Here is a 13973-nt window from a genome sequence, read left to right on the forward strand (position 1 = left end):
TCTCAAGCGCCGGTGACGATCGGCGTATCCTGGCGGCTGCCCCATTCGGCCCACGAACCGTCGTAGATCGCGGCTTCCTTGGCACCGGTGAGATAAAGGCCCAGCGCCACCACGCAGGCGCTGACGCCCGAGCCGCAGCTGGCCGTGACCTTCTTCGTCGGCTCGATCCCGGCGGCGGCCAGGCGCTTCTTCAAGGCGTCCTGCGGCAGCATGGTGCCGGTCTGGGGATCGACCAGGTCGCCATAGGGAAGATTGAGCGCGCCCGGCATGTGGCCCAGCCGCAGGCCCGGCCTCGGCTCGGGGGCCTCGCCGCGGAAGCGCGGCGTCGCACGCGCGTCGACGACATGTTCGGTCTTGGTGTCGAGCAGGCGCTTCACCTGGTCGACGTCGCGGATCAGCGTCGAGTCCAGGCGCGCCGTGAAATGCCGTTCGCGTGGCACCGTGGCGTCGTCGGTCACCGGCCGGCCTTCGCGCACCCATTTCGGCAGGCCGCCGTCCAGCACGGCGATGTCCTTGTGGCCGAAGGCGCGGAACATCCACCACACGCGGCAGGCGCCCATCATCGGGCTGCCATCATAGACCACGATACGCACGCCATCACCCAGGCCCAGCCGGCGGACGCGCGAGGAGAATTTCTCCGGCGATGGCATCATGTGCGGCAGCGGGTTGTTGCTGTCGGCGATCTCGTCGATGTCGAAGAACACCGCGCCGGGAATGTGCTGTTCCGCATACTCGGCCTTGGCGTCGCGGTTCTGCGCCGGCAGATAGAACGAGCCGTCGACGACGCGCACATCAGGCGCATGGAGATGCGCGGCAAGCCATTCGGTGCTGACCAGGGCGTCGGGGCGGGCATAGGACATGGTGTGTTTCCTTGGTTGCTGTCATTCCGAGCGCAGCGAGAGATCTAGGGAACGGCGCCTGGATCCCTCGCTATGTTCGGGACGACAGAGTTGGTTCGACATGGACAGGAGCGTCACTCGGCCAGTGCGATGATGAAGCGACGGTTCATCTTGCCCTTGTTCTCGACCTTCAGGCATTCGACCGTGCCGATCTCCGATGTGCGCGCGACATGGGTGCCGCCGCAGGCCTGGAGATCGACGCCGTCAATCTCCAGCAACCGTACGCGACCGGCGCCGCTGGGCGGACGCACGCTCATGGTCTTCACCAGCTCAGGTCGCGCCGCCAGCTCCTCGTCGGTGATCCAGCGCGGTGTCACCGGCCGGTCGAGCGCGATCAGGCGGTTGACCTCAGCCGTCACATGCTCCTTGGTCGGCACGTCGTCGCCGAGATTGAAATCGAGCCGGCTCTTGTCGGCATTCACCTGGCCGCCGGTGACGTTGCCCTTGATGACCGCCGACATCACGTGCAGGGCTGTGTGCATGCGCATGTGGCGATAACGGCGTTCCCAGTCGACGACGACCGTGACCTTGTCGCCGACGGCGGGCACGGCGGCATCCGCGGCCGGTACGTGCGCAATGTCGTCGCCGGCCTTCACGGTGTCGGCGATCGCAATCGCTCTGCCGTCAGCCAGGGTCAGCGTACCGCGATCGCCCGGCTGCCCGCCGCCGGTGGGATAGAACACCGTGCGATCGAGGCGAATGCCCTTGTCATCAACGGCGACGACGGTCGCCTCACACGTCTTCAGATATGCGTCCTGTCGGAACAGTTCTTCAGCCATGATGATTCCGTTTTATCCTGGGAGCGCGGGCGTCCCGCCCGCGCTCCCAGGGAGTTACGCCATCCATGCCGGCACGGGCAGATTCTTCTCGCGCAGGAAGTCGGGGTTGAACAGCTTCGACTGATAGCGCTGGCCGCCGTCGGCGAGGATGGTGACGATGGTCTTGCCCGGCCCCAGTTCCTTGGCCAGCCGCACGGCGCCGGCGATGTTGATGGCCGACGAGCTGCCCAGCACCAGTCCCTCGTTCTGGATCAGGTCGAAGATGTAGGGCAGGGCTTCCTCGTCGGTGATCTGGTAGGCGAGATCGACGTCGACGCCCTCGAGGTTGGCCGTCACCCGGCCCTGACCGATACCTTCGGTGATCGAATTGCCCTCGGCCTTGAGCTCCTTGCGCGTGTACCAGCTGTAGAGCGCGGCCCCCATGGGATCAGCGAGCGCAATCTTGATCTTGGGATTGCGCTCCTTCAGCGCCAGCGACACGCCGCCCAGCGTGCCGCCGCTGCCGACGGCGCAGGTGAAGCCGTCGACCTTGCCGTCAGTCTGGTCCCAGATTTCGGGACCTGTCGTCGCGTAGTGGCCGTCACGGTTGGCGACATTGTCGAACTGGTTGGCCCAGATCGCGCCGTTGGCCTCGCTCTTGGCCAGTTCGTCGGCCAGACGCCCGGAGTATTTCACGTAGTTGTTGGGATCCTTGTACGGCACCGCCGGCACCAGCCGCAGGTCGGCGCCGCACAGGCGCAGCATGTCCTTCTTTTCCTGGCTCTGCGTGTCGGGCATCACGATCACGGTGCGATAGCCCTTGGCGTTGCCGACCAGCGCCAGGCCGATGCCAGTGTTGCCGGCGGTGCCCTCCACGATCGTGCCCCCGGGGCGCAGCAGCCCGCGCCGCTCGGCGTCCTGCACGATGGCCAGCGCCGCGCGGTCCTTCACTGAACCGCCGGGGTTGAGAAATTCGGCCTTGCCGTAGATCTCGCAGCCGGTGGCCTCGGAGACCGCCTTGAGCCGGATCAGCGGCGTGTTGCCGATGCTGTCGAGGAATCCCGACCTGACGTCCATCACCTTGCCCTCATGTCATTCTGCCTATTTGGACCCACCCTAGGCGACCGTGGGCATGGCCTGCAACGGTGGAGGTCTCATGGCCTCATGACCGGCTGTTCTCCAGTTCGGCCAGCGTCGGCATCGAGGGCGCCGCACCCAGTCGCTGGACCGATATCGCCGCTGCCGTGGTGGCGCGCTCGAGCGCCGCGGGCAGGGCGGTGCCGGCCGCCAGGGTTGCCGCCAGGGCGCCGACGAAGCAGTCGCCGGCGCCGGTGGTGTCGACCACCGTGACCTTATGGCCGGCGACAAGATGCACGCCGTTACCGTCGACGGCCAGCGCGCCACGCGCGCCCAGGGTGGCGATGACACTGCGCCCGCTGCTGACCAGGCGGCGGGCGGCATCGGCGATGTCGGCATCCGTGCTGGCTTCGGTGATCGTTGCGCCGGACAGGATCGTCAGTTCGTGCTCGTTGACGATCAGGATATCGACAACCTCCAGCAGCGACGGCGGCAGTGCCTGCGCTGGCGCCGCGTTAAGGAGGGTGCGGGCGCCGGCGGCGCGGGCGCGGCGGAAGGCGGCTTCCGTCGTTGCCATCGGCACTTCGAACTGGCCGACGCAGATGTCGCTCTGCGACACGGGCAGGGCATCGACATCCCCCGATGTGACCAGCATGTTGGCGCCGGATGCCACGACGATGGTGTTGTCGCCGTCCACCAGGGTGATGACGGCAACGCCCGTCGCCACGCCGGGACTCGCGTGCACATGCGCATCCCCGACGCGCTCGGCCGCAATGAAAGCCCGCAGCCGGCGGCCGAAATCGTCATCGCCGACGCGACCGACCATGTGCGTGTCGGCACCCAGGCGCGCGGCGGCGACGGCCTGATTGAGGCCCTTGCCCCCGGGCAGGACGTGGAAGTCGCTGCCCATCACCGTCTCGCCCGTTGCCGGCCGCCGCTCTGCCCGCACGATCAGGTCCATGTTGAGACTGCCGATGACAACGACCTTCGGCATGGCGTGGCCTCAGGTCGACCATGCCGCGCGCACGGCGTCGCGGTTCAGCAGCAGCCATTGCAGGGTGACGATGCCGGTGGCGCTGCCGATCTCGCCGCGGTCCAGTAGGGCCCGCGCTTCGTCGAGACTGAACGTGCGCACCAGGATGTCCTCGCCTTCGTCGACCAGGCCATGGACGCCGCCGACGCCGCGCGAGTCGACGCGGCCACAGAAGCCCGCCGTCGTCTCCGACGAACCGCCGGGACTGCTGAGCCAGGTGAAGATCGGGATCACGGCCTGCAACTGCAAACCGGCCTCTTCCTGCGCCTCGCGCCGCACGAGGCCCTCCGGCGTCTCGCCGTCCTCGATGACGCCGGCGACGGCCTCCCACAGCCACGCATGGCGGCCGGCCACCAGGGCCCCCGGTCGGAACTGGCGGATCAGCACGACGCGGTCTAGCATTGGATCATAGGGCAGTACGGCGGCGGCATGGCCACGCTCGAAGACCTCGCGCTTGATTTCCGGGCTGACGCCGCCCTGGAACAACGTGTGACGGAACCGGTACTCACCGATCCTGAAGTATCCCTGGAAGGCAACGCGGTGGGTCTGGGAGATCACCTTCTCTTCCGGCAGGGCATCGGTCATGGGCGAACGTCTCCGAGAGGGCGGCAGAACAGAACGGAGCGCCTCCGGCCGAAAGCGCCGTCTTCGCTATCCGTCGCCAGTGCGATGGTCAACAGGCGAGGGGGAGCGGGGGAGACTGACCCACCGTAAAAATTCTTTCTTAAAGAATAATGATCGGCAAGAGAGAAAGAATTGTGCGCTGACGGGGCGGCTGCCGCAGGCGCCGGCTATCAAATGACCATATTCATCGATGTTAAATATAACGCACCAGAAGGAGTGTCCCAGCGGGAGACGGGAATGAACGCGAAGCTGGTTGTCAGTGTTGTTGTGGCGCTTTCGGTGTTTTCAGGCATCGCCGTGGCCCAGAATTCAGATCCGGTCAGGAAGCGGGAGCAGCAGTGGGCTATCCGCGACGTGAACGCCGCAGGCCAGCCTCGGCGCACCGCGACATTCCTCGCCGACGACCTCAAGACCGTGATTTTCGAAGCCTCCTGCCCCGAGAAAGGTCGCCTTGACCTGCGCTACTATGCCGAGCCCGATCTCGATACCAAGAAAATGCCTGACGTGAAGCAGATGGGCTTCGCTCGCCACGGTGTCTCGGTCTCGTCTCCGGCTGCGGTGGATGGTGCGCCGGAGCGCTTTCTGGTCAGCTTTGCCATCGACGACAAGCTTCTGAGCATCCTCAAGCCGGATGGCAGTGAGATGACGATCGATGCCATCAACATTACCGACGATCCGTGGTTCGTCGGCGACGCTGCTCCGCTGCATCAACTGGCAACGGCTTGCAAGGAAGGCGCCGGCCGTCAGCGCAGTATCGATTGAAGGTTCTGCTCGCCCGTCGCGCACCAGCAGAGTCGCGCACTCCTTTCGTCCTCGGTCGCGTGGCCGTATGGTGCATGGGCTTCACTATGGACCAAGGATGCTGTTCACGATCGATGATGCGCTTCGGCTAGGCGAGATCCTCTCACGGGCTGCCCAAGCCGAGATCATGCCGAGGTTCGGTGCGCTCGCCGCCGGGCAGGTGCGTGAGAAGTCATCGCGCTTCGACGTCGTGACGGATGCCGATGAGGCGGCCGAGCGGGCCATCTCCGCCGCACTCGAGGCTGCTTATCCCCGCGCAGCCGTCGTCGGTGAAGAGGCGACGGCCGAGGACGAAAGCCTGCTCGACGCGATCGGCACCGCCGATCTGGCATTCATTCTCGATCCTCTCGACGGCACCAAGAACTTTGCCTCCCGACTGCCTCTGTTCGGGGTCATGGCCGCGGCGACCATGCGCGGGGAGGTTGTCCTTGCCGCCATCCACGATCCCGTCTGCCGCGATACCGCCTTCGCGCTCAGGGGTGAAGGGGCATGGCTGCAAGGCGAAGATGGCACCCGCGTCGATCTCAGGGTCGCCGGCGCGGTGCCGGTCAACGAGATGGACGCGATCGTCGCGACGAACTTTCTGCCGGAGCCGCGGCGGACCATCGTCAATGGCAATCTGTCGCGGCTGGCGATGAGTTCATGGCTGCGGTGCGCCGCGCACGAATACCGGATGGCCGCGGCAGGACACTGCCATCTTCTTTTCTACAACAAGCTGATGCCGTGGGATCATGCGGCGGGTTGGCTGTTGCACCGGGAGGCCGGCGGTCACAGCGCTCATTTCGACGGCACCCCGTACCACCCGACACATCGGACCGGCGGACTTATCTGCGCCCCGGACGAAGCGAGCTGGCGCCTCGCCCGGAACGCGCTGCTGGAGCAAGCGCAGCCTTCGACCGTGGACGGCTAGGCCAGGGCTCCGGCAGTTGGTGATTGTCGTTCCGTGCCGCCTTACCATCGTCATACGGAAGTTGTCGAACCGGACTAGGGTATCCTGAGCGAAGCGCAGACATCAGCTCAGAGGCACCGGGGAGAGAGCCATGTCGCCGCCTGAGATCATCGGCTCGATGCAATCGACCTACACGCGGGCCGTCTGCATGGTCTGCGAGGAGAAGAGGATCGAGTACGTGCTGACGGAGCGGCCGCTGCACGCGCCGGAGGTCAGGGCCATCCACCCCCTGGGCAAGATGCCGGTCCTGCGCCATGGCGATGTCGCGCTGTTCGAATCGAAAGCTATCGCCACGTATCTCGATCGCAGCTTCCCGGCGCCATACGTCCTGCCGACCGATCCGCACCTGGGCGCGCTCACCGAGCAATGGGTATCGCTGGTCAACACGGTGATGGACCGCACGCTCATCCGGACCTACGTCGTTGCCTACATCGTGCCCATGCTCGCCGGCAAGGAACCCGATCGCGTGGCGATCGATGCCGTCATGCCGGCGCTGCGCGAGCAGGTCGCCATTCTCAACCAGGCGGTCGCCGCCAGCGGCCATCTCGTGGGTGACCAGTTCACCTTCGCCGATATCAACCTGCTGCCGATCCTCCATCGCGTGCAGCAGTTCCCGGAAGGCGCGGCAGCCGTTGCCGCGGCGCCGAATCTGGCCCGCTATTACGAACGGCACGCCACGCGGCCGAGTTTCCAACGCACCGACCCACCGCCCGGTATCCCGAAGCGCGCCAAGCCCGATCACGGCTAGGTGGATTCCGGACACGGCAGCGCTGGCCGGCGCGCGATCGCGTTGGCGCGACCCGCGCGTGGAGATTCTGCGGCAGCGATCGCTATGCGGGCGAGGGCAATAGCGACCGATGAAAGGAGGGCGATAGGATGCCGCCGAAAGTGCACCGCGCGAGGGGCGGCAGATGAACCTGGATTTTTCCGAAGAACAGAAAGCGTTGAAGGACCAGGTCCGGCGCTTTCTCGACGCGCGCTGCACGCCGGCCGCCGTGCGCACCATCCTGGAGGGGCCCGAGCCGTTCGACCGTGGCCTCTACGCGGGCCTCGCCGAGCTGGGCGTACTCGGCGCTGCGATCCCGGAGGCCTACGGCGGCGTCGGCCTCTCTCACCTCGAGCTGTGCGTCGTGGCCGAGGAGCTGGGTCGGGCGCTGGCGCCCGTGCCGGTAGCGTCTTCCATCTACCTCGCCGCCGAGTTTCTGCTGCAGGCGGGCTCCGAGGCGCAGAAGCGGGCATGGCTGCCGAAGCTCGCCAGCGGCCAGGCCGTGGGCACCTTCGCTTTCGTCGAAGGACAGGGGCGCATGACGCCGGACAAGGTGCAGACAGCCGTTGCGAGCGGAGGCCTGTCCGGCGTGAAGTCGCCCGTATCTGACGGCGACATCGCCGACGTCGCCATCGTGCTGGCGCGCGCCGGAGGCGGTCGCGGCGCGGACGCCGTCTCACTGTTCGTGGTCGACCTGAACGGCCCCGGCGTCAGCCGCGACACGCTGAAGACCATCGACCCGACGCGCAGCCAGGCGCGCATTGCCTTCGACAACGCGCCGGCCGAGCCGCTGGGCGGCACGGGCGACGGTTGGCACGTCACGACCCAGGTGATGGATCGCGCTGCCATCCTGATGGCCTTCGAGCAGGTCGGCGGCGCCGACCGTGCACTCGAGATGGCGCGCGACTACGCGCTTGACCGCATGGCGTTCGGTCGCCCGATCGGCTCGTTCCAGGCGATCAAGCATATGCTGGCCAACATGTACGTCTCATCCACCTTGGCGCGGTCGAACTGCTACTACGCTGCCTGGGCGCTGGCGTCGGGTGCGGTGGAGCTGCCCGTGGCGGCCGCGACGGCGCGCGTCTCGGCCACCACGGCGTTCCAGCACTGCGCCAAGAACAACATCCAGGTGCACGGCGGCATGGGTTTTACCTGGGCCTTCGACTGCCACCTCTTTTACCGGCGTTCCAATGCGCTGGCACTCGCACTGGGCTCGCTCTCGACCTGGGAGAGCCTGCTGATCGAACGCATGAGCGCCGGCAATCTCAATGCAGCGGCCTGACGGAGGCGGACGATGGATTTTGACGATACGCCCGAGGAAGCCACGTTCCGCGCCCAGGCCCGTGCTTTCATCGATGCCCATGCGCCGAAGCATCTCGCGCCGGAGCTGAAGCGCGCAAGCTTCGGCTCCAGCGCCGTCCAGAGCGAGGACCCACTGCAGGCCTCGAAGGCCTGGCAGAAGAAGAAGGCAGAAGCAGGCTGGGCCTGCCTGCACTGGCCGAAGGAATACGGCGGTGCCGGCCGCTCGCCGATCGAGCGGGTGATCTGGGGCCAGGAGGAGGGCATCTACAGCGCCCTCTCCGGCCCCTTCGTCATCGGCCACGGCATGTGTGGCCCGACGGTCATGGCCTGGGCCGGCGAGGACCAGAAGCAGCGCCTCCTGCCGCCGCTGGCTTCGGGCGAGGAGATCTGGTGCCAGCTGTTCTCCGAGCCGGCAGGCGGCTCCGACCTGGCCGGATTGCGCACGCGCGCCGTGCGCGCCGAGGACGGCTCGGGCGACTGGATCGTGAACGGCCAGAAGATCTGGACCAGCGGCGCCCAGCATTCCGACTGGGGCCTGCTCATCACCCGCACCGCCCCTGATGTGCCCAAGCACAAGGGGCTGACGATGTTTTTCCTGTCGATGCGCACTTCAGGTGTGGAGGTGCGGCCGATCAAGCAGGCCAACGGCCAGTCGGGCTTCAACGAGGTCTACTTCAAGGACGTACGCATTCCTGACGCACAGCGCCTGGGCGCCGTCGGGCAGGGCTGGCAGGTCTCGCTCACCACGCTGATGAACGAGCGGCTGTCGATCGGCACCGGCATGTCGACATACTTCCCCGAGCTGTTCCGCTTCTGCCTGGAGGCAGAGGTCGACGGCGAGCCGGCGGCGAACGATGCGGCGGTGCGCTCGCGGCTGGCCCAGTTCGCGGTGCGCCAGAGCGGGTTGAAGTACACCGGCATGCGTGCGATCACGGCGCTGAGCAAGGGCCAGACGCCGGGACCGGAGAGCTCGATCGGCAAGCTGGTGGCCGGCGCCACGATGCAGGAACTGGCGATGTTCGCGCTCGATCTGCAGGGTCAGGCCGGCGTCGTCTGGGACGAGACGAGTCCGCAGGACGGTCGCTTCCAGTCGCTGCTGATGCGCTCGCCGGCGACGCGCATCGAAGGCGGCTCGGACGAGATCCTGCGCAACATCATCGGCGAGCGCGTGCTGGGGCTGCCCGGCGACATCCGCGTCGACAAGGACGTGCCCTTCAAGGACATCCCCACCAGCGGCAGGGCCAAGTCATGAGTAGCGTCGTGAACTATCCGTTGCCCAACAATTCCGTCGACTTGTCGGGCCAGACGGCGCTGGTCACCGGCGCCTCGTCGGGGCTGGGCCTGCGCTTCGCCAAGGTGCTGGCGCGCTGCGGCGCCAAGGTGGCGCTGGCGGCGCGGCGGGTCGAGCGGCTGGAGGCGCTGGCAGAGGAGGTCCGCGCCGCGGGCGGGCAGGCGGTCCCGGTCGCCATGGATGCCACTGATGCCGGCCAGCTGGTTGCAGCCGTGGCCAAGGCCGAGGAAGCGCTGGGGCTCGTCACCATCCTGGTGAACAACGCCGGAATCCCCGACGCCCAGCGCGCGCACAAGATGCCGCTGGAGCTCATCGACCGGGTCATCGACATCAACATCCGCGCCCCCTACGTGCTCTCCTGCGAGGTGGCGCGGCGGTTGATTGCGGCCGGCAAGCCGGGGCGCATCGTCAACATCGCCTCGTCGGCCGCCTACAACTACCGCGGCAGCGGGGCTGCGCTCTATTCGGTGAGCAAGGCTGCCGTCGTGCGCATCACCGAGGCGCTGGCGGTCGAGTGGGCCGGCTATGGCATCAACGTCAACGCCATCGCGCCGGGCGCCTTCGCCTCGGAGATGATGGACGGGATGCTGAGCCGCATGGGCGACATCACCGCCCACTTTCCGCGCAAGCGCCTGGGCGATCCCGCTCAGCTTGACTCGACCCTGCTCTACCTGGTGAGCCCGGCCTCCGATGCGGTCACCGGCACCAGCATCCGCGTCGACGACGGCCAGCAGGGCCGGTGATCCGGCGCGCGCAATCGAAATCGCCACGTTGAGGCGCAAGTTCGCGCTGTCTTGAGAGTTTGGGTTTCTCGCAGGAGACCACGTCATGCCGCACAGCTACGAGACGTTTCAGGTGGAGGCCCGCGGAAACGTCCACTGGCTGACCCTGAACCGGCCGGAGATGCTCAATGCCATCAACACGCGCATGGCCGGTGAACTCGCCGAGTATTTTGGCGGCCTCTACCACGACCGCGATTGCCGCGTTGTCGTCATGCGCGGCGCCGGCCGCGCGTTCTGCGCTGGTCTGGACATCAAGGCCGCGGGCGAGGGTGAAAAGCCGTTCGGCGGCGGCTTCGGCTTTCAGGGCTATCTCGCGGACGTCTATCAGAAGATGCGCCGTTGCCCCCAGCCGATCATCGCGCTCGTCCATGGCGCGGCCTGCGGCGGCGGCCTCGCGTTCGCGCTGGCGGCTGACATCCGCATCGCCGGCGAGAGCGTGCGCATGAACGCTGCCTTCATTCGGCTTGGATTGTCCTCCTGCGACATGGGCGTGAGCTACTTTCTCCCGCGCCTGGTGGGGCTGTCGGTTGCGTCGGAGCTGATGCTGACGGGGCGCTTCATCCACGCCCAGCGCGCGCTGGCGACGGGGCTCGTCTCGGAGGTCGTTCCCGACGCCGACCTGGAAGCGGCGGCGCAGCCCTACATCGACGAGATGCTTTCTGCCGCCCCGATGGGGCTGCGCCTGACGAAGGAGGGCTTGAACCTCGCCGTCGATGCACCCGGGCTGGAGGCCGCGATGGCCATCGAGAACCGCAACCAGGTGCTGTGCGCCCGCAGCGCCGACTTCGCCGAGGGCCTGCGCGCCTTCCTCGAAAAGCGCCCGCCCGTCTACAAGGACGCCTGACGGTCCATCACTCGCTCGCGGTACACGAAGGCAGCGTGGCCGCGTTCCGGTACCGCGCGCTACGTCCGCAGGCTGCTAGGCGGGCGGCGCCTGGTTGCGGGTGACTTTGCGCACGACGTCGATGAAGTGGAGCAGGGCCGTCCGGCGGTTATCCTTTCGCCAGCACATCACAACGGACGTGCGGATCTTCGACGCGGCGAGCGGATGGTACGTGACGCCCTTCAGCCGCAGGTTCACCACGCACTCGGGAACGATCGATACGCCCAGGCCAGCCCGCACGAGGCTGACGACGGTCTGCCATTCGAGCGACTCCTGGATGATGCGTGGCGTGAAGCCGGCCTGGCCGCAGAGACCCAGGATGCGACTGTGGAACATCGGGCCGACATCGCGCCGGAACAGCACGAACGGCTCCTGTGCCAATGACGACAGCGCGATGGTCTCGCGGCTGGCCAGGCGGTGGCTGGACGGGAGCGCGGCCATGAACCGTTCGTTCATCACGGTTTCCATCTGCAGCGTGCTGTCGGCCTCCGGTTCGCGCAGGAAGCCGACATCGAGCGCGCCGGCGCGCAGTGCGTCGCGCTGCGGTGTCGTCGGCAGTTCAGACAACCGCAATTCGATGTCCGGGTAACGCTGCCGGAACGATCGGATGACCTGCGGCAGGATCGCGAGCGCGACGGTCGCGGGAAAACCGACGTCGAGCACACCGGCATCGCCACGGCTGATGCGCTTGGCCTGCTCGACGCCGGTCGACACGTCCAGCAGGATGCGCCGGATCGTCGTCAGCAAGGCACGCCCGGCCTCCGTCAGTTCGACCTTGCGGGTACCGCGATCGAACAGACGGCAGCCGACCTTCGCCTCGAGACGGCGGATCTGCTGGCTGAGCGGCGGTTGCGCAATGCCCAGCCGTTCGGCGGCGCGGCTGAAATGAAGCTCCTCGGCCACGATTGCGAAGGAACGCATCTGCCGCAGGTCGATGTCGGGGAGGTGGTCGAGCATATCTTCAACGCTCTCAATAAAGGTCATTGATAATATTGGAGATATAACCCGCTCCGTGCAACTAAAGCTTCATTCAGATGAAACACCGCGTCGCGCACCACGCCGGCCGCTTCCCACCCAGGGAGAGATGAATGAACGAGCTTTCGGGAGCAGAGGCCTTTGTCCATATGTTGCGGCTGCATGGCGTGACGCATGTCTTCGGCCTGTGCGGCGACACCAGCCTGCCGTTGTATGACGCGCTGCATCGTCTCGACCATGGCATCAAGCATGTGCTCACGCGCGACGAGCGTTCGGCGGGCTACATGGCCGATGCCTATGCCCGGGTCACCGGCAAGGTCGGTATCTGCGAGGGGCCCAGTGGCGGTGGTGCCACGTACATTCTTCCCGGTCTGGTCGAGGCCAACGAGTCTTCCGTGCCGATCCTCGCCGTGACGACCGATGTGTCGGTGTCCTCGCGCGGCCGCTTTGCGCTCACGGAGCTCGACCAGAAAAGCCTGTTCCGGCCGCTGACCAAATGGAATGCCGTGCTGGATCGGTCCGTCGATGTGCCGCGGACCTTGCGTGCTGCCTTCACCCACATGACGACCGGCAAGCCGGGCTCGGCGCATATCGGCCTGCCATACGATGTGCAGACGGGTCCCGTGGACTCTGCCAGCGTCTGGGCGGACGAGGCCCTGGGCCGTTATCCGTCGCGCCGCGTGGCGCCCGATCCGGCGGCGGTCGAAGAGGCGGTCCGCCTGATCCGCGCGGCGCGTACGCCCGTGGTGATTTGCGGCGGTGGTGTCGTGCTGTCGGGTGCCGAAGCCGAACTGACGCGACTGGCGGAAGCCGCCGGCCTGGCGGTCGCCACGACGATCAGCGGCCAGGGCAGCCTGTCCGACCAGCATCCGCTCAGTGTCGGCGTGGTGGGCAGTAATGGTGGTACGCCGCAGACACGCGAGATCGTGGCCGCCGCCGACCTCGTGATCTTCGTCGGCTGCCGTGCCGGTTCGGTGACCACCGAACGCTGGCGTTTCCCTGATCCCGCGAAGGTAAAGGTCGTGCATATCGATATCGACCCGACCGTGATCGGTACGAACTATCGGGCCGATGTCGCCTTGGTGGGTGACGCTCGGTTGGCGCTCGCAGCCCTGGCGACGGCACTGGAGACGACGCCGGCCACATCGAGAATCGAGCCCGCCACGCTCGTGCGTCTGAAGGCGGAAAAGTTCACAGCCTTCGAAAAGTTCGCCCGCTCTGACGAACGGCCGATCCGACCGGAGCGCTTCGTCGCCGAATTGCAGCGGGTCGCACCCGAGGATGCCGTGGTGGTCGCCGACCCGGGTACGCCGTGTCCGTATCTGTCGGCCTACTTCCAGAGCAGCCGGACCGGCCGCAGTTTCATCACCAACCGCGCCCACGGCGCGCTGGGCTACTCCCTGTCCGCTGCGATCGGCGCGCAATTCGGTCGTCCGGACAAGAAGTGCATCGCCGTCATGGGCGACGGCAGCTTCGGATTCACGGTGGGTGAGCTGGAAACGGTGGTTCGCCACAAGCTGCCCATCACGTTCATCGTCCTGTCCAACAGCGTCTACGGCTGGATCAAGGCAGGGCAGAAGACTGGCTTCGATCGACGCTATTTCTCGGTCGACTTCGACCGCACCGACCATGCCGCCGTCGCGGCTGCCTACGGCGTGAAGTCCTTCCGGGTCGATGATCCCGAGAAGCTGCGCGCCACCCTGGCGCAGGCGATCGCGCACGACGGGCCGACCTTGGTCGACGTCATCTCCCAGCCTCTGCACGAGGCGAATGCGCCCGTCAGCGAATGGGTTGCCTGACCGTCCGCTCGCCTCACGCTCTTCTTTCCACCGA

At 66.7% G+C, this 13973-nt stretch carries 14 protein-coding genes; 8 read left to right on the forward strand and 6 right to left on the reverse strand.

Annotated elements, in window-relative coordinates; all coding sequences use genetic code 11:
- Window positions 1-2 precede the first annotated feature (2 nt).
- The 5 genes from sseA to FQU96_RS15650 form a co-directional block, all read right to left on the reverse strand.
- The gene (sseA, locus tag FQU96_RS15630; protein ID WP_146542235.1) at window positions 3-860 is read right to left on the reverse strand and encodes a 3-mercaptopyruvate sulfurtransferase; all 858 of its coding nucleotides are present in this window, start codon (window positions 858-860) and stop codon (window positions 3-5) included.
- Window positions 861-973: 113 nt separating this feature from the next.
- The gene (locus FQU96_RS15635) at window positions 974-1678 is read right to left on the reverse strand and encodes an alanyl-tRNA editing protein (RefSeq protein WP_218574736.1); all 705 of its coding nucleotides are present in this window, start codon (window positions 1676-1678) and stop codon (window positions 974-976) included.
- A 54-nt stretch (window positions 1679-1732) separates the two neighbouring features.
- On the reverse strand, window positions 1733-2734 hold the full coding sequence (locus FQU96_RS15640; protein ID WP_146542237.1) for a cysteine synthase A: 1002 nt from the start codon (window positions 2732-2734) through the stop codon (window positions 1733-1735).
- Between the two features lie 85 nt (window positions 2735-2819).
- On the reverse strand, window positions 2820-3728 hold the full coding sequence (gene rbsK, locus FQU96_RS15645) for a ribokinase (protein ID WP_146542238.1): 909 nt from the start codon (window positions 3726-3728) through the stop codon (window positions 2820-2822).
- A gap of 9 nt (window positions 3729-3737) precedes the next feature.
- Window positions 3738-4352, reverse strand: coding sequence for an NUDIX domain-containing protein (locus FQU96_RS15650; protein WP_146542239.1), 615 nt, complete (start codon window positions 4350-4352; stop codon window positions 3738-3740).
- Window positions 4353-4628: 276 nt separating this feature from the next.
- Here FQU96_RS15650 and FQU96_RS15655 point away from each other — a divergent pair, with 276 nt between their 5' ends.
- The 7 genes from FQU96_RS15655 (at window position 4629) to FQU96_RS15685 (ending at window position 11126) form a co-directional block, all read left to right on the forward strand.
- The gene (locus tag FQU96_RS15655; RefSeq protein ID WP_146542240.1) at window positions 4629-5153 is read left to right on the forward strand and encodes a hypothetical protein; all 525 of its coding nucleotides are present in this window, start codon (window positions 4629-4631) and stop codon (window positions 5151-5153) included.
- Window positions 5154-5250: 97 nt separating this feature from the next.
- Entirely contained in the window at window positions 5251-6102 is an 852-nt protein-coding gene (locus tag FQU96_RS15660) for an inositol monophosphatase (protein ID WP_146542241.1), read from the forward strand.
- Window positions 6103-6232: 130 nt separating this feature from the next.
- Window positions 6233-6889, forward strand: coding sequence for a glutathione S-transferase family protein (locus FQU96_RS15665; protein ID WP_146542242.1), 657 nt, complete (start codon window positions 6233-6235; stop codon window positions 6887-6889).
- A gap of 163 nt (window positions 6890-7052) precedes the next feature.
- Window positions 7053-8189 carry an acyl-CoA dehydrogenase family protein gene (locus tag FQU96_RS15670; RefSeq protein WP_146542243.1) on the forward strand — a complete coding sequence of 379 codons (1137 nt, stop codon included), beginning with the start codon at window positions 7053-7055 and terminating at the stop codon, window positions 8187-8189.
- Between the two features lie 12 nt (window positions 8190-8201).
- Window positions 8202-9461, forward strand: coding sequence for an acyl-CoA dehydrogenase family protein (locus FQU96_RS15675; protein WP_146542244.1), 1260 nt, complete (start codon window positions 8202-8204; stop codon window positions 9459-9461).
- Window positions 9458-10243 carry an SDR family NAD(P)-dependent oxidoreductase gene (locus FQU96_RS15680; protein ID WP_178130530.1) on the forward strand — a complete coding sequence of 262 codons (786 nt, stop codon included), beginning with the start codon at window positions 9458-9460 and terminating at the stop codon, window positions 10241-10243. The genes FQU96_RS15675 and FQU96_RS15680 overlap by 4 nt, the downstream gene beginning before the upstream one ends.
- A gap of 85 nt (window positions 10244-10328) precedes the next feature.
- On the forward strand, window positions 10329-11126 hold the full coding sequence (locus tag FQU96_RS15685; RefSeq protein WP_146542245.1) for an enoyl-CoA hydratase/isomerase family protein: 798 nt from the start codon (window positions 10329-10331) through the stop codon (window positions 11124-11126).
- 75 nt (window positions 11127-11201) lie between these two features.
- Here FQU96_RS15685 and FQU96_RS15690 read toward each other — a convergent pair whose 3' ends face one another.
- On the reverse strand, window positions 11202-12122 hold the full coding sequence (locus FQU96_RS15690; protein ID WP_146542246.1) for a LysR family transcriptional regulator: 921 nt from the start codon (window positions 12120-12122) through the stop codon (window positions 11202-11204).
- A gap of 131 nt (window positions 12123-12253) precedes the next feature.
- Between FQU96_RS15690 and FQU96_RS15695 the strand changes: the two genes are divergently transcribed.
- Window positions 12254-13939 (forward strand): thiamine pyrophosphate-binding protein, encoded by a 1686-nt coding sequence (locus tag FQU96_RS15695; protein ID WP_146542247.1) that lies wholly within the window; start codon window positions 12254-12256, stop codon window positions 13937-13939.
- The last annotated feature ends 34 nt before the right edge of the window (window positions 13940-13973 follow it).

It is taken from the genome of Reyranella sp. CPCC 100927 (assembly GCF_007859315.1).
Classification (GTDB): Bacteria; Pseudomonadota; Alphaproteobacteria; order Reyranellales; family Reyranellaceae; genus Vineibacter.